General features: G+C 62.3%; 14 protein-coding genes. 4 read left to right on the top strand and 10 right to left on the bottom strand.

The genetic code is table 11. From position 1 onward, the window contains the following. Positions 1-20: 20 nt before the first annotated feature. The 6 genes from XnspCFBP7698_RS19390 to XnspCFBP7698_RS19365 form a co-directional block, all read right to left on the bottom strand. Positions 21-695, bottom strand: coding sequence for a hypothetical protein (locus XnspCFBP7698_RS19390; RefSeq protein WP_146093155.1), 675 nt, complete (start codon positions 693-695; stop codon positions 21-23). Between the two features lie 500 nt (positions 696-1,195). After that, positions 1,196-2,680, bottom strand: a complete 1,485-nt coding sequence (locus XnspCFBP7698_RS19385; protein WP_104579533.1) for a hypothetical protein — start codon at positions 2,678-2,680, stop codon at positions 1,196-1,198. Continuing rightward, on the bottom strand, positions 2,677-7,644 hold the full coding sequence (locus XnspCFBP7698_RS19380; RefSeq protein ID WP_104579532.1) for an ATP-binding protein: 4,968 nt from the start codon (positions 7,642-7,644) through the stop codon (positions 2,677-2,679). Before XnspCFBP7698_RS19380 ends, XnspCFBP7698_RS19385 begins: the two co-directional genes overlap by 4 nt. Positions 7,645-8,734: 1,090 nt before the next feature. Further along, a complete protein-coding gene (locus tag XnspCFBP7698_RS21455) occupies positions 8,735-9,592 on the bottom strand; it encodes a hypothetical protein (RefSeq protein ID WP_146093154.1) in 858 nt (285 codons plus the stop codon). 928 nt (positions 9,593-10,520) lie between these two features. Continuing rightward, entirely contained in the window at positions 10,521-10,799 is a 279-nt protein-coding gene (locus XnspCFBP7698_RS19370) for a hypothetical protein (protein ID WP_199680239.1), read from the bottom strand. Beyond that, a complete protein-coding gene (locus tag XnspCFBP7698_RS19365; RefSeq protein ID WP_104579733.1) occupies positions 10,796-11,014 on the bottom strand; it encodes a hypothetical protein in 219 nt (72 codons plus the stop codon). The genes XnspCFBP7698_RS19370 and XnspCFBP7698_RS19365 overlap by 4 nt, the downstream gene beginning before the upstream one ends. Before the next feature lie 610 nt (positions 11,015-11,624). Between XnspCFBP7698_RS19365 and XnspCFBP7698_RS19360 the strand changes: the two genes are divergently transcribed. Then, a complete protein-coding gene (locus tag XnspCFBP7698_RS19360; protein WP_104579531.1) occupies positions 11,625-11,888 on the top strand; it encodes a DUF1778 domain-containing protein in 264 nt (87 codons plus the stop codon). A gap of 4 nt (positions 11,889-11,892) precedes the next feature. Further along, complete coding sequence (locus tag XnspCFBP7698_RS19355) at positions 11,893-12,381, top strand: GNAT family N-acetyltransferase (RefSeq protein ID WP_047694690.1); 489 nt, start codon at positions 11,893-11,895, stop codon at positions 12,379-12,381. Positions 12,382-12,696: 315 nt separating this feature from the next. On the opposite strand, the gene XnspCFBP7698_RS19350 is transcribed toward XnspCFBP7698_RS19355, so the two are convergent. Both XnspCFBP7698_RS19350 and XnspCFBP7698_RS19345 read right to left on the bottom strand, forming a co-directional pair. Next, a complete protein-coding gene (locus XnspCFBP7698_RS19350) occupies positions 12,697-13,611 on the bottom strand; it encodes a universal stress protein (protein ID WP_233549028.1) in 915 nt (304 codons plus the stop codon). Positions 13,612-13,625: 14 nt separating this feature from the next. Beyond that, a complete protein-coding gene (locus XnspCFBP7698_RS19345; RefSeq protein WP_047694694.1) occupies positions 13,626-14,534 on the bottom strand; it encodes a bestrophin family ion channel in 909 nt (302 codons plus the stop codon). A 212-nt stretch (positions 14,535-14,746) separates the two neighbouring features. Between XnspCFBP7698_RS19345 and XnspCFBP7698_RS19340 the strand changes: the two genes are divergently transcribed. Together XnspCFBP7698_RS19340 and XnspCFBP7698_RS19335 are read left to right on the top strand one after the other, a co-directional pair. Next, a complete protein-coding gene (locus XnspCFBP7698_RS19340; protein ID WP_123137678.1) occupies positions 14,747-16,186 on the top strand; it encodes a PAS domain-containing sensor histidine kinase in 1,440 nt (479 codons plus the stop codon). Beyond that, complete coding sequence (locus XnspCFBP7698_RS19335) at positions 16,179-16,823, top strand: response regulator transcription factor (RefSeq protein ID WP_123137677.1); 645 nt, start codon at positions 16,179-16,181, stop codon at positions 16,821-16,823. Before XnspCFBP7698_RS19340 ends, XnspCFBP7698_RS19335 begins: the two co-directional genes overlap by 8 nt. Positions 16,824-16,927: 104 nt before the next feature. Here the strand turns inward: XnspCFBP7698_RS19335 and XnspCFBP7698_RS19330 are convergent, their stop codons facing one another. Both XnspCFBP7698_RS19330 and XnspCFBP7698_RS19325 read right to left on the bottom strand, forming a co-directional pair. Continuing rightward, a complete protein-coding gene (locus tag XnspCFBP7698_RS19330; protein ID WP_199680237.1) occupies positions 16,928-17,611 on the bottom strand; it encodes a YoaK family protein in 684 nt (227 codons plus the stop codon). A gap of 145 nt (positions 17,612-17,756) precedes the next feature. Beyond that, a complete protein-coding gene (locus XnspCFBP7698_RS19325) occupies positions 17,757-18,308 on the bottom strand; it encodes a type II CAAX endopeptidase family protein (RefSeq protein ID WP_039405993.1) in 552 nt (183 codons plus the stop codon). Positions 18,309-18,708 lie beyond the last annotated feature (400 nt).

Raw genomic sequence — 18,708 nt, 5'->3', positions numbered from 1 at the left:
ACGCGTGTTCATTCCGGCGCTCAGTGGCCAAAGTGCTGAAGAAGATAGTTGGTTGCGGTGCGCGCGCGCATCTCATTCTTTCGATTGCGCGGCCTGACTTTGATGCTGATGCCGAGATAATCGTGCAGGACGATGAAGAACGTCGTGCCCTTGGACCAGATCACGCTTTGACCGGGCTCAATAACCTCTGAACGAGGGTTGGTCTCCAGATCCCTGACGGGTCGGGTGCCATGCTTAGTCTCATAGGCCTGCTCAAAGGATGCCAGTACTTGCTTGTTGTGCAGGTCAAACAGCATGATCTGGCTGGAAGACCGTAATGGCTTCTTGAATTTCTTGAAGTAGGCGCCCTTACCTAGGAAGGTGAGGTACTGGATCAGTTCGGGTCCGGTGAGGGGCATGTCAACGTGCACACCGTCCAGATCATGCTGAGCCGAATCGAGCATTCGCGCATAGCGTGCAGGCAGGCCCTCATGACGCGTAACAAGCTTGATCAATGCTGACGCCGCCAACTCGCTATCGGCCGACTGGGCCTTTGCCATGGCGCCGATGATCTCGTCAACCTTGCTCTTCTGGGAGTTGCATCGACGGCATGCATAGAAATCACCTTCGTCGTTCTTGCGTTTCCGCGTCAGCGCGGCATTGGGGATTAGGTGCTCGACCGAACGGCTGTTATCCAGGTTCTCGGCCTTTACCATGATGACCAAACAGTATGGGCACATCTCGTTCGTAATCATGGGTTCAAAGAGATGGGCTAAAACGGCGTTAGCGCAGTTGCCATGAATGGGGTGTCAGGACTGTGCGTAGTCTAGTGGCTAGGTCCGAAAACACCGGAAAGATGCTCGACTGGAAAGCACTTCGTCTTGGCGCGCCTACTCTGGGCTCATGAGGTAAGCGTTTAAGGCAGCAGGTTCAACATGATAGCAACACGGCAACACCAGTTGCATATTGCCAGCCAACTGACCAGCGATTGCCAGCGGAGCTGACCGGGATCGGCGTTGGTATTGACCATCGTGGGTTACCAAATTGCCAGAAGCCGGCAGCGGCCCGACCGTCAGAAAGCGACCCGTTGCTGCCGTTCGCTCCGCTAATCTGAAAGACAGCTGTGCAGCGTAAGGTGTCAGTCGCTGTCCGAATGCGAACTCACGGTCATCGCCACAATGTCTCGGCAACCGGAAACCTACGGATTCGCGGAAAGTTACTCGCAGGGCAGCCGCGGCAACTCTTCCGGCTTCCAGCAGACGTTGTGAAAGACGCAGGCCCGGCAGCACAGGTGAGTCTCCAACGTTTTTAGCTGACAACGGCCCTCTTGCCTGCGCTGAGACAGTAGCATCTGGTGCTCGCAGTGGTGCAGATCTCCTGACGCTGTGTAGGAATCGGGCCGTTCGCCCATGCTTGCAGTTTGACTAGCAAAGCCTGCTTTCCTTGCTGCTGGGTAGTTGTGGAACTGGCAATCGCCGGTAAACGGCGCTGGGGCCTTGTAGAACCACACGTCCCCCGTGATCGCAAGGAAGTCGGCCGCTCCCCCAGATTCATCGATTTCCATCACCAGTGTTGGCCGCTTGGGTTGATTGGCGGCCGCCCGGGCCGCAGTTGACGCGATGAGCGGCGGATGCGCCGACTCCACAAACGCTCTGGCTGTCAGTGGAAAAAGAGTCACAGGAGAGGGACGGAGATCCTCGCGACCGAAATCCCGTAACACTGCGGCTTCGAAAGCACCGCCCTCGGTCGCGAGCCGTTGGAGAAAGTCACCTAATCCGTTGATAGTGATGGGCTCCACCACGGGCTCACCGCCGTATCGGGTGACCGCAAATTCCCGGTTGCCAACTAAAAATGTGATGGCAGGAATCACCGTTCTGTGCGGGTAGCTGGCGCGTTTTGGTCCCACTCGCTGTGTTGACACGACGACACCACGGAACATGGCCTGGATGTCGCCTGGCTGGATCACCGCAAGCGCCTCGCCGATATCCATCGTCAGTGGCAGGGTATCGATGAGACGCGCACGGTTTAGCAGGTCGAAGATTTCGTTCGACCTAGTCTCCATTTCTTCGAATGAACTGAAGCAGACGACGTCATCCGGATCCAGAACCGCGTCGGCGACAAAGCTCGAATACGGCCGCTTGAAGACAATCAGCCACTGCCCGGCCGTGATGACGACACGCGCGAGCCCCTTCTGCTCGCTCTCTGGAAGAGACCTGACATAACCAATCATGTCAGTCAGCCAGCCTTTCCAGGATGAAAGGATCTCAAGCTCGTTCCTGCCGGTCTTCAGCAGGTTCAGCCCTTCGCAGATGAGGCGTCCCATCTCGTGGCTCGGCGGAACTTCGCCTCTGGGGCGTCGAGGAAGATCGGCGTCAAAGCGCTTTGCTTCCACCAGCATGGCAGGTGATCTGTCATACGCCCGGCCGAGGTAGTCGAAGAAGAGCGGTTGCCCGCTATCCTTCTCGCGGCTGCGCACCTCTTCAACGATCTGGTCCGGAATGTCTGGATTCCAGCCCAGCGCCTTCAAAAGGCCGTCTATCAGAAACCGGCGCGTTGGACGCTCTAGCAGTTCTTCGATCGTCACTTGGCCAGTGTTGAGTTCTCCTGCATAGGAGCTTCGAAGAATCGGCTCTTCCGCGCGAAAACGATCTACGGACTCGCGCCAGGCTCGCCGGAAGGCTGACCGGTCGGTGCCGCTCATCGCAACACGTCCGGAAGCTCGAACATCAGGCGAAGTGCCTCGGGCCAGCCAGCCTCGGAGAACAGCTCCAATATCTCGATCAGTTTGGCGCGCCTCTGCGGGTCATCAAAGATGCCGCGGTAGTCGGCCAGGTAGCGTCTGACCAGCTTGACCAAGCTCTCGGATCCCAGGTATTCGTAGTGATACCCATCCTGGGCGCCGGCACCAAGCAGCAGCGTTGCCACGCGATCGAAGATCGCGCGCGGATTTCCTTCTGCAAGGAAGCCGTACAGGCCAACCAGGTTGTAGGTAGTGCGGGCTTGGGAATAGCGATCGAGGATTTCGAGGATGGGCGCGTAGTCGGCGATGAATCGCTTCTTGGACTCGGGGCTGGGAAGGCCGGGTTGTTCCTTCTCGCCCCGGTTTCCAGGATCGAACGCACCAGCCCCAAAGTAGAACTGATTGCAGATCTGGTCGAGCAGCCTGTCTGCAGCATCAAATAGGGGGCGCCAGCGTTCCGCCTCGTCCGAGGAGGTGCCGAGAAGGTGCGGCCGAGCTGCATCGTGGGCTGCAGCCGCAGACTTGGCTGCAGCGCGAATCAGTCGCTGAAGCCGCTGCACCATATGCAGATCCTCTGCGCTTAGCGCTGGTCGATAGGCAAAGAAGAATACCTCCCGCAGACCGTGCAACATTGCCGTGAGGAACGTTACGCCCCGCTGCAGATCCGTCACCCAGCGCTCGATCCATTGCCAAGCGACGTCACTGCCGCGGGCCACGTACAGGAACGCGATCAAGTCCGCCGCAGCGTCGGTGAATTCATCGCGCCCTTCGGGAGGGTCAGCCTTGATCGTTGGCCAGTTCTTGCTCAGCAACCGCGACAGAATCTGCGCGGTGCGGCCCGGATATTTGCGAGCCATTGGCCACAAGGGGCCAGACACAAAAAACGCCAGGGCAGCCCGATGGGTTTCGTGCTCCACGACCTTATCGACCAAGTGCCACATGTGGTCAGGTGCCACATCCCAAAGCACGTTCAGGTGGGCTGATACTTGATGTCTGACCGTGGGCGCCGGGTCATCAAGGCAGCGCTCCATCCTATCTAGCAAGTCTGGCCGGTCCAAAGCGAATCGAGGCGCGAGCGAGGTGATGCTCTCTGCTGCATACACGCGCACATCCCAATTGCCCCAGCCCATGCCCTTGGATGTGTCGTTAGCAGACTCCGGATATGGGCTCGTAGACAAACGATCAATCAGATCAATTAGTTCGTTCAGTTCCGGCAGGCCGCTGCTGCCGGGCTCATAGGCCTTGCTGGCGGCAAGCTTCTCAACGGCGTTGCTCAGCGCTCCCCAACTCGAATGAGCCAGCTGAGGGTGAGGGGGTGGCGTAGCTGCCGCATCGAGCAACCGGGACAGGCTGGCTGCACGTTCCCAAAGGATAACGAGAGTCGATGCATCAGCGTCCTCAGGCAGCCCCTTGACCGCGTCCTCGACCAGCCGGCTTGCGGCTCGGATTTCTCGGTCTGGACTTTGCTCCAGATTCGCGCCGCTATGCTGCAGCATGCTGTCGACAATATCGTCAGTCGACGCCCAACCAGACGACATCTCCATCGCAGGCCGGTTCCCCATCAGACGACCAGCCATGTCAAACGTTGCGCGCTGCGCCCGCATGGCCTCCGTTGCCAGTTGTTCGGCGGGCACATCCGAAAGAAATCGGCTCAGCAGACGAGCTTGGCGCTCGTCATCGAGGAAGCGGTCCTGCAGGAAATACTCCTCCAGCGCCTGGCGTTGTTCTTGCGTCAGCCTGGGGTAGACGGCGACCAAGAACATGGTGGCATCTCGCGTCACGCCCGATATCTCGAGAAACCGGGGCTGCAGTACGAGCGGTGCGAGGAGGTTGTCTGCGACCGGCCCACGATCAGCAGCGACACCTAATATCCGCGACCAGACCGCCGCGTTCGTCGCTTCCTGCAGAGCCGCCTCGACGACCGTGCGGAATGCCGCGTCGGAGCAATCCCTGAGGAAGCCGACAAAGCTGGTGAGAACCTCGGAGTCGTACGACTTCCTCGCACGCCAGTCCTGCAGCGTCAGGTAGTCGTCGATGACCTTGACGAGCCGATCATCAACGTCAACGCCGGTGACCGCCGGCGGCGTCTGGTCGTGTCCCCTGCGGCGCTCCAGGCTCAGCCCCCGCACTGCACTGATGACCGCGCGGGTTGCTGCGGCTGGATGGTCGTTCAGGAACGGCGGCAGCGACTGGCCAAGCTGCCAGCGGGCGTGTTGGTAGTCCTGGCGATGGGTGGACGTCAGTGGGAGGATGCGACTCGCGGTTCCACCCATCCATGTCTTGCTCTGGTCCGTTACGTCCCGCTCGAACAGAGCGCCATAAATGTGAACCACAAAGTCTGGGTCGTGGGGATAGATGCTGCGCACGCCATCGGCGAGCCACGGGGCCTCGTTTGACGCGTGCTGTTCAAACCGATCTTCCAGAATTCGCTCAAGCAAGGCGCGCGACGCCGCGCAATCGGCCCCGTACGAGCGCGTCACGAAGCGAATGGCTGCAGACGCCATCGCGGGATGTGTCACGTAGGTTGACCATGCGGCGCTGAGCAGCGTCCGCGCGGCCTCACCGAACTCCGCGAGAACCGACGCATCGTTTAGCTCGATCCGGTCGAAGTACGCCATGAGCAACATGCGCGCGGCATCAACGGCTTGCGGATCTGTCGACGCCGCGGCGAATCTCGCCACCCGCATCCAGGCGAGCGCGGCCGGCGCCGCTGCCTCGTCCGGTGGAACCTGACCAGTTGTCATTCCCACAAACCGCGAGAGCTGTCCAAGCAGTTTGCCGGGCGCCGTTGCATGCTCAGAGGCCTTCAGCGCCAAGAGCAGCCCGTCGATGTCCGATGGCACCACTACCTGTTCGGCAGCGGTCCGCAGTGCCGTACTGAGGAGCACGGGGTCAGCTTTGTCTTCAGAAGCGAGGTTCAGCAGAAACAGCCAGGTGCTGCCATGGCTGGCGCCACCTTCCTTCCATAGTCGCTCAAGCGCGAAGCGCAGCGCCGGACCAAGCAACAGCCCCATGGCTGCGTCGCTCGGCAGCTGTCCGCGCAACGCCTCGGGGTCGCTCGCGTCCAGATAGAACCGGCCGGCGATATGGTCGAACAGAACGTGGTGCGCGAAGGCAACGTGATCGCGCCCGGCGGATACCAACACTCCAGACGCGCGAACATCGTCTACCGCATCATGCTCAATAGCGGTGGACGGCACGATCAGCCGGCGCCGCTGGATCATCTGCGTCACGGCGGCCTTCGCGGCGCGTTGCATCCGGTGTCCTGTCAGTCGCACGTCCTCATATCGCGAGATCAGCTCCGACTGCGTTGCGAGATGGCGTATTGCTTCCGCCTCCACCCCTGAGGCGAGCAGTTCTGCGGCAAGCGACAGGTTGAAGATGTTGCGCAGCAACTCCTTGACCTTATCCGGCGCGGTCGACTCAAGGTCCTTCAGTTCAGGCGATCCTGCAGCGATGGCACCGAGTTCGCGAGCAGACAAGCGCGCGACGTGGAAATGCCGTACGTCGGCCAACTCCTTCTCCATGAACCTCTGGTCCGGCGGGCTGCCCCGCATCAGGTCACGGAATCGCCGCCCATTGCGGAGGTCGAAACTGCGGATCGAGGCGACGATGGACCAACGCACGCCGATTTTCGCCACCGCATCGGCAATGAAGGTCGCCAGCACCTGCTCTGACGGGCCGCCTCGCGAGGCGTCCAGGGCGTCAATGATGAGTAGCCCCGGTGTGTCGCCCGGCCATGCAGCCAGCACGTCCAGGAGGTCGTGGACGATGCCGAGCTCGTCCCGGAAGTTGCGTCGGTGCGTGAATCCTGAGAACCGCTCGACGGAAAGAAACAATACCGGGCCAGACTCTTGCTCAGCCAGATCTGCCAAGCGCAGCAGGACCCCTGTTTTGCCGGCACCAGGCTCGCCGGTGACCAGCAGGCTTCCATCCCTGGCAGCGTCCAGTAGTGGTTTCAGGCAGTCCCGCTCAAGCGGCGCGATGCCGTCGAGCGGTAGCACCGTGTGCTTCTTTAGCCGCTCCCGCTCATGCGTTGAGTAGGCGAGGACGGTCGCGATGTCTTCGTCGAACCCAGGGGCGGCGACTTCCAAGTGGCCCGCGGACCGGAGGCTGCGAAGCAGCCCGTTGCGATCCTGCGGCGCGCCCGACCTGATGGCACGTCGGCTGATGTCGAGTAGAGCCAGCATCGGCTGATCGCCTTTGTCAGCACTGCCGTACAGCCGTCCGCCCAGCAGATGACTGGCGAGACGCCATTCCGCCCCTTCTCCGGGCTCAGAAAAACGCGCGATGCGGAATAGCCGCGCCATCGCCACCAAGTCGTCGTCGCTCGGCCCGACGGGCTTCCGCTTCGCCCACGCAGCGCGAACGTGGTCCTCGAACAAAGCCAGCGCTTCGCGTTGCGCCGCCGACAGCAGAGCCAAGACGGCGGGCCATGTCCCGCCGGCATCGAACATACGGCATGCCCCTTCCAGATCGTCGAGCGAGCGCGGCGCCGATTCCTGCACTGCGAGCACGGCGACGATTTGCGCGGTCCCCACGGCCTGAGCGACATCGAGATACAGGCCGACGAGCTGGGAAATCGTGCGCCCGAGGGCGCTGTCGTGCGTTCTTGCCAACCCGGCCTGCGTTTTGCACTGAACGTAGATCTTGCCGCCGTTGGCCAGACGGGCAACGACGTCATCCATGGGGTCGGCGGTCTCGCACTGAAGTTCGACAAGGCGTGTATCACCAGCCATGCCGACCTTCTCGCCAACCGGCATGTCCGCAACAAGATGGGCGGCGAACCAAGCGGCAACGCTCGCCTGAAAGGACATGCCAGCTTCCGTTGCCCGGCCGCCCGCGGTGGGTGACGGGCCGCTCATCGGTCGAACGCCGGGGTTGGCCGGCGGGTCATGCTGCTGATCGTCGGCGCGCTGCGCCATGCCTTTGTCCGATTCATTTGCCCGCCCCGTCTTGTGATGTTCAGTCGACTCCTAGGATCGATGTTAGCCGCCCACGGCGTGTCAGCGTGGCCGTCGGGTCGGGGATTAGGCGGCTCGTTCCCTTGCCAACAACGCTTGACCAGCGTGCCGGTTGCTGGGAGTCCGGTCACGGACACCTCCGACTTCGCAGACGGGAAGCCGCCGACGGCAGCGAGTCTGGACCTGACAGTTGCTCCCGTGGGGCGAACGATGGCAACTGGCCGAAGCCGCCGTTCTCTAGGTCTACCGTCCAGCGTCGGCCGGCGCTCCCGGCGGATCGGTCTTGGTGATCAATCCCATCGGTGCGCGCGTGAGAGTCGGCCAAGAGCCTAGATGCTCGGGCTTGGGAGGCGGGTGCTGTTTCTGTAGAGCTCGCAGAGCACACACGAGCGACACTGGCGTGCTTGGTCGTAGGCAGCTTTGCCCTCAAACTGTCTGAGGTCGTCCAATGATGTCCGATTCACGTCGACTTAAAAGTGAGTCAAAAAGTGAGTCGATGTTCTAGTTTGTTCAAGGAAAGTCCAGTAAAAACAATTGGATGCATTTTTTATTCGTGTGCTGGTGGGCCACCACGCGCATCCACGACCGATGCTGTGCATGCTTGAGGATGAGCAGCTTCCAAAAGCGAAACTGACCCCTTCGGGCTAATTCCCGTCCCAGATGGCTAGCACGATATCGCCGCTGATCGGCCCCACCGAGCGATCGACTACAAGGATATTGCCGTCGTAGACTCCGGCGAGGAGCGTGCTCTAGCCCTCGGCGCGGTAAAGGAAGGTGGCTGGCGGGTTGCGGATCAGTACTTGGTTCAGATCCAGCTCGTCGTCCTGAAATCCTCCGTAGGAGAGGGGAAGCCGAGTTGGATCCGGAGCGCATTAAGTGGCAACCCAAGTGGAGTCGGTTCGAGGTAGGCTGGCCCAAGCAAGCGGGCATATGTGTGAGGCGGGGGAAGGGATGGCACGGCACAAACTTTGAAACCGGGCCGTCTCAGAACTCGATATTCCTGATGGCGCGCACTGAACCTAGCCGCACGACCTTGTTTCTCAAATAACCATTAGCCTTCTAGCTCAATTCGTTTGCGCTGGAACTTATCAAATATTCCAGCGTCAAAAAAGTTGGCGCTGACAATGTCCGCTACCGGAAAAACTTTATATGAAGGTAGTGTGGTTGCTTGACTTTCAGAAGAGAAGATCTCGGTGTAGTCATCTGTAAATTGCACACGCAAGTCGTCTTTGTCTCGGTATCCGCTTGATAATACTTCAAAATTAAGATGGGACATGCTCGCTTGCTGTAGGCTTGGTGAGTGCTGCAAAAACCCTACATAAACTTTTCTATCCTTCATTGTCACCATCAATGGCGCTGGCGCTGCGCGATTAATTGTTTCGTCATAAGCAGTGAAAATTCTCCACGACTTGCGCGCCTGGATCCGGCGTTTGACGGGTGAACCGATCAAAGGCAAGGTGGCAAAGAGTCGGAGAGGGAGCTCCACTGGTAACGAACGGAACACCGCATCTTCTGAAGGCGCGCTGCCAGTGAAGCTTGCATAGAGCAGTGCTTCTAAATGTGTGAGAGATCCGCGACCGTATAGCCAAAGCCCTGCCTCTGCTTTGGGCCAGGCGCTATTGATCCAAATAACAAGTGTGACCCCAAGAGCTAGCGAGAGTACAGCTGTACCAATGCCTTCGTAGTTCACAAGGCCATGCAGGGCTTCGTAGAGCCAATGCCCCCAGCTTGTGCTGGCCACTGTCAATGTGACAATACGGGCAAATATAGCCAGTAGAGCACCCGCAAAAGCGGAGGCAAACAGCAGTTGCTCTTTCGACTGACGCGAGCTCCAGTAGATGAAGCAGTGCGCGTAGGTAATTAAAAGATAACCTCCGAGCAAGGGCAGGATGAGCTGGTTGAACGGCATGGCATCCTGCCCCGTAAAGCCCGTTGGTTATTTTTTAGGCTTGGCTGGGATCTGGAGCGCAGCGGCCCCGTGAATCTTTTGTAAGACCTTCTGACCCTCGGAGCTCATCAAGAAGCCCCGTACGTCCACAGTCACGCCAGCACGGCTAAATTTGCCATAGGTCGCTGAACTCAGCTCCCTCGTTGTCAGTGTCTTGGCCATCGTGAACCCTCAGCGTAGAAACGGTAGTGTGCCCGTTCTGGACCCAAAAAGTCCTGAGTTAACGGCTCCAGCCCGTGACCCGATTTGTGCAACAAATCGGGTCACGGGCTGGAGCCATCAAACCCGGAGCAACATTATCGTAACGTCAGACTAGCGTTGAAGCACGGCGAGTGCAAGTGCCAGACGGCGCGAGCGGAATGCCGTCTGGCCTATTCAGGTTCTGCATGGCTTCAGCAGCTCGACGCGGTTAGCTGGTGCGCTTTTCACGTTGAGGAGTAGCAGATGAGTGCCTCAACGTCGCTCCCGTCCAACCGCACAGCAGAGCAATCGATCAATCTCGGAGGCTGTGCCTGCTGTACATAGATAGGTACCAGGCACTGCTGCGAGCAAAGCTGCTGGCAGCCGGACTCTAGAGGCCGCCGGCTTGGGAAAAATTACGGATTCCTCCACGTGCCATAAGGACCTGCGCGTAGGTCCTCGGGGAAATTCAGGGTGATAAGCCTTTGATAATTAAGGTAAATATGGCTGCCTCATAATCCTTTGGTTCCAGGTTCGAATCCTGGTGGGCCCACCAATAGATAACAGGCACTTGGGATGCCCGCCCAAGTGCCTTTTTTGTGTCCTTCGGAACACTGTCGGGGGCCGTCGGAGACTTACCGGAAACGGTCTTTTGTTTTGCTGATCGCGGTGTCGGCGTGTTCTCGATGAGCGACTGCGTGTGCCGGGTTCATCGTTCCACTCCAGCGCGATGCGCTTGCTTGCGCAGCCACGTGAGGACCTCGATTGCCGGGTCCACGCGCATGCAGACATGCAGCCGGCCCAGCACGACGCTTAGCGCATCGCTGCCCGGCAATATGTCCTCAAAGCCAGCGGCTTCGCAGGCGATGAGGACCGGCGGTAGATCGGGCTGCGTGTGAGAATGCAGCATGGCTAGCACATAGCCCTGCATGATCTCGAAGCTGAGGGTGATGCCGGTGCAGACGCGGAAGTGTTTGTGCGTACTCATCGCCGCACCTGCGCAGAAATAGCATCGAAAGCAGCGGTTGCTGCATCATCGTCGGTACACGTGAACTGGTAGATGGCCCCGCCTGTACTTTCATGGCGCGGCATCAGGCTTAGCCACACGGCATGCCTGCATTCGAGGGTGCTTGCGATCAGGCCGACATCGTGGGTGATCGCGCGCGCCGCAAGTGCGGGTGTTTCTTGGGTGTCGTAAAACATGTAGGACTCCTGAGTAAATTGGAGCCCGCCAACCCGAGACCAAGCGGGGTGGCGGACGGCACGGGTTGGTCTACCGGACTCAGGGACCGGCGGGGCCGAAGCCCCCCGCGTACCGCCCGCCATAAAGATGGCAAGCACGCACCCCGCGCGATGCTGGGCAACAAAAAAGCGCCTTGCATCGATCGATGGGCGCTGGTGCGCCTGAGTAATCGGGAGACCAATCCCGGTCGCCGAATATGCGGCGACACACGCATACTCGCTCCAGCTCTTGGCGCGTGTCAACGGGAAAGCTTTGGAGTCGGCGTAGCTCATTTCGAGAATCTCCGGCACGACGTGGTCGTGCCTGACGCTCTCTCAGATTGGGCGCTGTAGCCGGCGAGCGAGCACGCGCGGCGCAGTTCAACGCAGACAGCCGTCTCGCCCAACTCTTGTGCCAAGCGTTGGCCGAAGCGCCTTTTGCCGCTAACGGCTGTCACGCGCAACGCTTGTCTGCTGTCTTGTCCAAGCTGCCCAGGTCGTTGAAGGTCAACCACAACGCCCGCCAGGGGCGGGGAGGTCATTTGACATGAATGGGATGTACGGTAATATTCCGTACAAATAGGAGCCTGCCATGACCAACGCCGCTGCCCGCCTCGATCTGCGCTTAGACCCTGCCGACAAGGCGCGGATTTCCCGTGCCGCCGATCTGCGTGGCGTGCCGCTTTCGGCCTTTGTGCGCGATGCGGTCATGCGCGAGGCCGAGAGCGTCATGGCTGCCGAGTTGACGGTGACGTTGTCGGCGGAGGAGTCCAGGCGATTCCTGAAAGCCTTGGACGCACCTTTCCAGCCCAACGCCAAGTTGAGGAAGGCGCTCGCCCGCGTTGCACAGGGCTGAGTGCGTGCTAATCGTTGAGCAACTCCAGGCAAAGCGGCATGACCGCAACAGCTTCAGCTGTGGGGAGCCGACACTGGATGCTTATTTGCGACGGCAGGCGGTGCAGCACCATCGCGATGGCATCAGCACGACCCATGTCCTGGCGAATGATGAGGTTGCTGGCAACATTCTGGGCTACTCCACCTTGTCAGCGGCTCAGCTCTTGCTGACAGCGTTACAGGAGCAGGATCGCAAGCGCCTGCCCAACTACCCGGTGCCCGCGATCCGGATGGGACGCTTGGCGGTTTCATCAGCAGAGCAGGGTAAGGGGTATGGGGATTACCTGCTGGCACATGCGGTCGCTCGCTGCTTGGGTCTGCGAGAGCAGTTGGGCGTGCGGGTGCTGCTGGTGGATGCCTTGCATACGAAGGCAGCCGGGTTCTACAAGAGCTACGGATTCCGTGAGGCTGCTGAGAGTGCGATGACACTGTATCTGCCGTTGGGGACTTCGTAATCCGACCCAGCGTCGTTGTTGAGGCGCTCCGCCGCTGCAACGCGTGAAAGCTGCCGTGTGGTAGATCGGAGATGGTGTGCTGGAGTTCGCCGGCGTTGCTCAAACGCGCATTGATTGCTTGACGGAGATACCCGCCGTCGCGCCCTGCCATGATGCGGTGGTGACGCAGGCCATTTCCAATAGCGGTGCAGGGCTGAAATTCTCCCGCCTTCGATGCGCGCGCGCCCATCGCCTTATTGCTTGCAGGTGGCAGGTCAGACATCGAAGCGGTTTGACAGCCTCAGCATGCACGCACCAGGTCGGGCGAAAGGGCGTCTACGCGCGTAGCAACCACCTGGCGCGGCCGCGGCGGCGTCGCGGCTTGTCCTGGTTGGGTGCGGTGCCGATGGCCGGGCGGCGTAGATGCGACGGTGGCAGGCAGATCAGCACGCAGGGGGTCTTGGCCAGGGTGGCCTGCAGCGAGGAGCGCCAGACACCGCGGCGGACGACAGCGTCGTGTTCGACGACGAGCACGTCGGCACAAGCGCGTTTGAGCAGGCCGGCGATCTCGCGACGTGGGTTGCCCACGGCCACATGCAGCCGCACGCGCAGGTCGTCATCGCGCAGTTGCAGGACCAGGTCGCTGAGCCAGCTGGCGGCTGCGGCTTCGGTCAGGGGCTTGTCGTTGAACAGGCTGTCCACCAGCAGGCCTTCGCTGATGTCCGGCATGACGTGCAGCAGGTGCAGGTCGGCGCCGCGACGGCGCGCCATGGCGGCGGCATCGCGCAATGTGTCGAGACTGGTCTCGCGGCCGGTGATCCAGCAGGCGACATGGCCGCCACCTGCGCCGTCGCGCGGGATGGCGTCGGCGTAGGGAAGGGTGAGCATGGGGGTGGCGACGCGTTCGAGCACGCGTGCACGCAGCGAGACATGCAGCGGCCGTGGCAGCCCAGTGCGTTCGGACGGCGGCATGATCAGCAGTGCGTCGTCGCGGCTGCGGCAGAACGAGACGATGCCGGCGGCGGCCGGTCCGCTGGCAAGCGCGCGCTCGCAGCCCGGGTAGTTGGAGGCTTCGGCAAAGAACGCGTCCAGCGATTGCCGGGCCTGCGCGCGCTTGCCCTTGGCATGCACGTGCAGGATGGTGAGGCGGGCGCGCAGGCGGTCCACCAGTTGCGCCACGGTGGGAATGGCCGCGTGGCAGGTTTCGGAAAAGTTGGTCGCAAAGATCAGGTGGGTTGGCGTGGTCTGCATGGCACTCTCCGTGGTCAGTAGATGAAGCCGTCGATGGCGCGCACTTCGCGCAGTGGCACGCGCTGGCCCAGCATTTCGCGCAGTGTCAGCTCGATGCCGCGCGACAATGCGGTCATCGGGGTGTCGTGCACGGTGTTTTCGAACGGGTCTTCGATGGCGCTGCTGGCGCTGTCGATGGCGATCAGGGTGAAGCTGATCAGTACCGAGGCGATCGGCATGGCCAGGCCCATGCCGGCGATCAGGCCCAGCGGCACCAGCCAGCAATACATGTTCACCAGCGTCCTGGGCAGCGATGAAAACTGCCGCGGCAACGGGGTGTTCTTGATGCGCTCGCAGGCGCCCTGGATATTGGCCAGCGCAGTGAGGTTGGCGTCCAGCGACGACCAGCGCAGGCTGTCGAGCATGCCGTGGTCGCGCGCCTGCTGCAGCTGCTGGCCCAGGCGCAGGGTGAGCGCGTTGGGGATGTTGGCGTAGCTGCGCAATGCGTCGGCACGTGCCTGCCCCAACAGGCCGGTGAGTTCGGGGAAGGGATTCTGTCGGCGCAGATGGCAGCGCAACGCATGGACGAAGGCGACCTGGTGCACGACGATGTCATCGCGCAGTGCGCGCTGGCGCGGGTCGTCGGGGTCCACATCCAGTGCGGTCAACGCCTGGCGTGCGATGGCACGCGAGGTATTGACCAGCGCGCCCCATAGCTGGCGTGCCTCCCACCAGCGGCCATAGGCCGCATTGGCGCGAAATGCCAGGAAAATGGTGAGCGCCGAGCCCAGTTGTGCCAGCGGCAGCGCTTCGATGGACAGCCAGTGCCAGTCGAAGAAGGTGTACAGCACGGCCACGGCACAGTCGAAGGCCAGCAGCACCAGCAGGCGCTTGTAGGTCTTGGGCCAGATGCGCCGCAACGGAAACGTATCGCGGGTGATCATGGAGGGGCAGCCAAGGTGGGGTGGCCGCATTACACCCGGCCTGCACGGTTGTGTCTGCCATCCTTGCGCCGGCATCGGACGGGTTGCAGGCGGTCCGAACGATGCGGCCGGGCTATCTTTCGATAGGGTGAAATCTGCGCCCCAGGCCGGCATGTTGTGGTGTTGAGGATGTGGCGAGGAGCGAATTTGCAGCGCAAGTGCACCGGTGGGCGATGGACAGGCTGAGGCTGCCATTCAAGTGGCGCGGGCAGGTGGTCAAACTCAATCGCGGCCCGACGCTGTGGGCATCATTGGCGATGCTGGCGTCGCTGGTGTGGGCCGAGTGGTATTCGCACCTGGGCGTCTCGCTGGGGCTGCTGTACATCCTGCCGGTGGTGTTGGCGGCCACGGTGCTGTCACGCCGCGACATCGTCATTGCCGCAATTGCCTGCGCCGTGCTGCGCGGGTTGTTCGTGACCGAGGAGACCCTGGTCGAACAGGCACTGCGGTTTTTCATGGCCACGATTGCCTATGCCGGCTGCGGCCTGCTGGTGGCAGAGATCAGCCGCACGCGACGGGTGATCCTGGCCCATTACGTGCAGCTGCGCGCCGAGCAGCGGCTGCGCCGACGGCTGGAGCGCCAATTGCGCCTGCTGGCCGAAAGCAGCCCGGCAGCGCTGCTCACCGTGGCCGGCGACGGCCGCATCGTGGCCGCCAACCGGGCCGCGCACGAGATCCTGGACATGGCCGACGACGGTGGACTGGAAGGCCGCGCGGTGCGCGAGTTCCTGCCCTTGCTCGACGATGCGCTCAGCATGAGCGCCAACCTGGATGGCATGCGTACTTCGGCGAGCACCTGGGGCTGCCGCAGCGACGGCACCCGGTTTCCGGCCACCACCTGGTTCTCGGTCTACGAAGACAGCCAGGAGCGCCATCTGGCCGCGATCCTGGTCGACACCAGCGAGGAAGTGCGCGCGCGCGAGTCGGCGCATTTTGACGATGTGTTGAAGAACAACCGGCTGTTGGCCGGTGCGGTGTCGCACGAGATCCGCAACCTGTGTTCGGCCGCAGGCGTGGTCACTTCCAACCTGGCGCGACATCCGGCCATCGGTGCAGACCCGGATCTGGCCGCACTGCGCAGCCTGGTGGCGGCGCTGATGGAGCTGGCGTCGTTCAACCTGCGCCGGCAGCTGCCCGATGAGGTGCACGAAACGCGGCTGCAGACGCTGTGCAGCGAGCTGGACGTGATCATCCGCTCCGATTGGGAAGACATCGACGGCCAGCTGATCATCCAGATCCCGGCCGAGTTTCCGTCGCTGCAGGGCGACCGCCATGCGTTGCTGCAGGTGCTGCTCAATCTGGCGCGCAATTCGTTGCGCGCCGTGCAGGGGTTGCCGCCGCAGCGCCGTCAGTTGATCGTGAGTGCGCGCCTGGAGCAGGGCCGTGCGGTGGTGAGCGTGCGCGACACCGGGCCGGGCATTGCCGAGCCGGCCCGCCTGTTCCAGCCGTTCCGCAGCGACAGCGATGGCTCCGGGCTGGGGCTGTACATCTCGCGGGCGCTGATGGCCAACCAGGGCGGCCTGCTGCGCTACGCGCCCGGCGGGCAAGGCGCGTGTTTCGAGCTGCATCTGCCGCTGGCGCATGCGCCGCATGCGGAGCTGCCCGATGGATGAGGCGCAGCGCCCACCGGTTCGGCTGTACCTGCTGGACGACCACACGCTGTTCCGCGAGGGGCTGCTGCGCCTGCTCGGCGCCGATGCGCGCTTCGAGGTGGTGGGCCAGTCCGGCGCGCTGGCGCAGGCCATCGTGCAGATCGCATCGCTGGCGCCGGACGTGGTGATCCTGGACTACGACATGGGTGAGTACAACGCGCTGGACTACATGCGTCGCCAGGCCGAGCAGACGCGCCGCCCGGCCACGTTGGTGGTCACGGCCGGCCTGCCCGAGCGCGACGCGCTGGCGCTGATCCGCCTGGGCGTCTCCGGCATCTGCCGCAAGGATGTGTCTACCGATGAACTCATCGACAGCATCCATGCCGTGGCGATGGGCCGGGTACTGATCGACCAGCGCTACCTGCAATCGCTGGTGGTGCAGGGCACCCAGGAAAGCCGCCCCAGTTTCACCGATCGCGAGCGTGAGGTATTGCGGGGGCTGTTGCGCGGGCAGTCCAACAAATTGATCGCACGTCAGCTGGGCAGCTCGGAAAGCGCGATCAAGGCGACCTTCCAGCAATTGTTCAACAAGCTCGACGTGCGCTCGCGCAGCCAGTTGGTGATGGTGATCCTGCAGGATTACCGCGACCTGGTGTAACGGTGCCGCTGCACGGCCGCCAGGCGCTGTCGCGTGTGCGGTTCGAGCAGCGCGTGGGCGGCGCGGTCTGCCGGTGGCCGGCAGCCAGGGCAGGCCGACGTTGCTCACTTGGATGCAGGCACAGGGCGCTCTTCGCTGCCATGCCGTGCGAGATGAAGTGCCAGGCCGGCGGCAAGGCTGGCCGCCAGCGCTGCCGGAACCAGGAGAACCTGGAAGCCGAAGCGACCGAAGGCCGTGGCGGTAAAGACGCCGCCTGCGACGAATGCGGCCAGCACCAGGCTGCCCAATGACAACCTGCGCCATGGCAGGGCATCGCCGCGCAGGCCTTGCCCCAGCAGCAAGCCCAGGTCGGTGAAAAAACCGGTGAGATGCGTGGTGCGGATCGCCGAGCCGTTGTAGAAGGTGGTCATCGCGTTCTGCAGGCCGCACGCCGCTGCCGCCAGGCAGCCACCCCAGCCATGGCCACTGCCGAGAAGTGCGCATGCGGCGAGCAGCAAGGCGGCCTGCACGCAGAGCAGGCCGACGTAACGCCACGAGAGGGCGCGCCCGCGCAGGACCAGCCCGACCAGCAGCCCGCCGCCCACGAAGCTGGTGACGATCGCGGCCAGTTCTGCGGCCAGGCGCCAGTGCCCGGCCCCCATGGCGAGCGCCCCCAGCGACGCTGTTCCGGTCAGATGGCTCAGCGCCTGGTGCTTGAATCCCAGATAGCCGGCAGCATTGACGATGCCGGCGGTGAATCCCAGCACGGTTGCCCCCAGCCAGACGCGCCGCGGCAGATACAGTCCCACGCTCCGCTCCTCTTCGACTCAGGCGCCTATCTTGCCAGCGTGGCAGAGGTGAAGCAGGGCGCCGAGCAGGTGGCGGTGGCTCTCACGCCGCCAGCACGCAGGTCACCGCCGCGGCGTCGCCACCGTCTGTCCGCGACGCTTGGCGTTAATACCATCCCAGATACAAGGTGGCGATTCCCCAGGTGTCGATGAGTCCATGCGCCACTACCAGCGCATAGAGGTTGCGCCCGGATCGCAGATAGACAACGCCCAGCAACGTGCCGACGATTCCTGTCAGCAGTACGCCGGAGATGCCTTGCGCGGCGTGCATCAGGCCAAACACCACGCCTGCGGCCAGCGCCGCAAGCAGCCGCCCGCCGCGATGGCGGCCCAGCATCTGATCGAGCTGGTGCAGCAGGAACGCGCGAAAGACCAGTTCTTCGCCCACTGCGGCACTGAGCCAGGCGCCACCGGCCAGCTGGATGGCCGCCGCCATGTTGCCGCGAAGCGCGCCGTAGGCGCTGTAGTCGGTCCGGGTTGCGGTCAACGTGTCGATGAGTGGCTGCACCACCGGATTGATCAGTCCGATGACCAACGCCACCAGCAACAGTGTCCAACCCAGCACGGCGCGAAACGCGGTTGGCGCCAGTCCACACGCACGCGCCGAGCGCGTTTCGACCCAGACCAGCGCAAGACCAGCGACACCGACCAGAGGCATCCGCCACGGAAACGGCAGCCAAGGAAAGTGCGCCAGGAACAGGATGGCCGCGACCATGACAAGCCGCGAAAGAGGATGCCGCAGCACGGCAAGGCCCGGTTGCACGGCAGGATGTGATGGATCTGGATGATGCATGCCTGATGACACGTTGAACGGTGTCATCGACGTTAGCGGCGACACGGCGTGCGCGTCGCATGCCAGAAGTGATGGTCGTACCGTTCGCCCCCTCAGCGGGATTGCTTCGCCCGGTGCGTCGAGTGGTGATTGCAGTGCATCCAGATGCTGTCATCGCGGCTGGACGTTGCACGGCCGCTGTCTGACCAGAGCGGCGCTTGCAGATCAGGCGCCTGGGGATGCGCCAGACGATACGAAAAACCGATTGTCACTACCTGATTGTCCG

The organism is Xanthomonas sp. CFBP 7698 (genome assembly GCF_003600855.1).
GTDB classification, from domain to species: Bacteria; Pseudomonadota; Gammaproteobacteria; order Xanthomonadales; family Xanthomonadaceae; genus Xanthomonas; species Xanthomonas cannabis.
The sequence above is the reverse complement of the archived record's forward strand: the minus strand, read 5'-3'. Positions and strand labels throughout refer to the sequence as shown.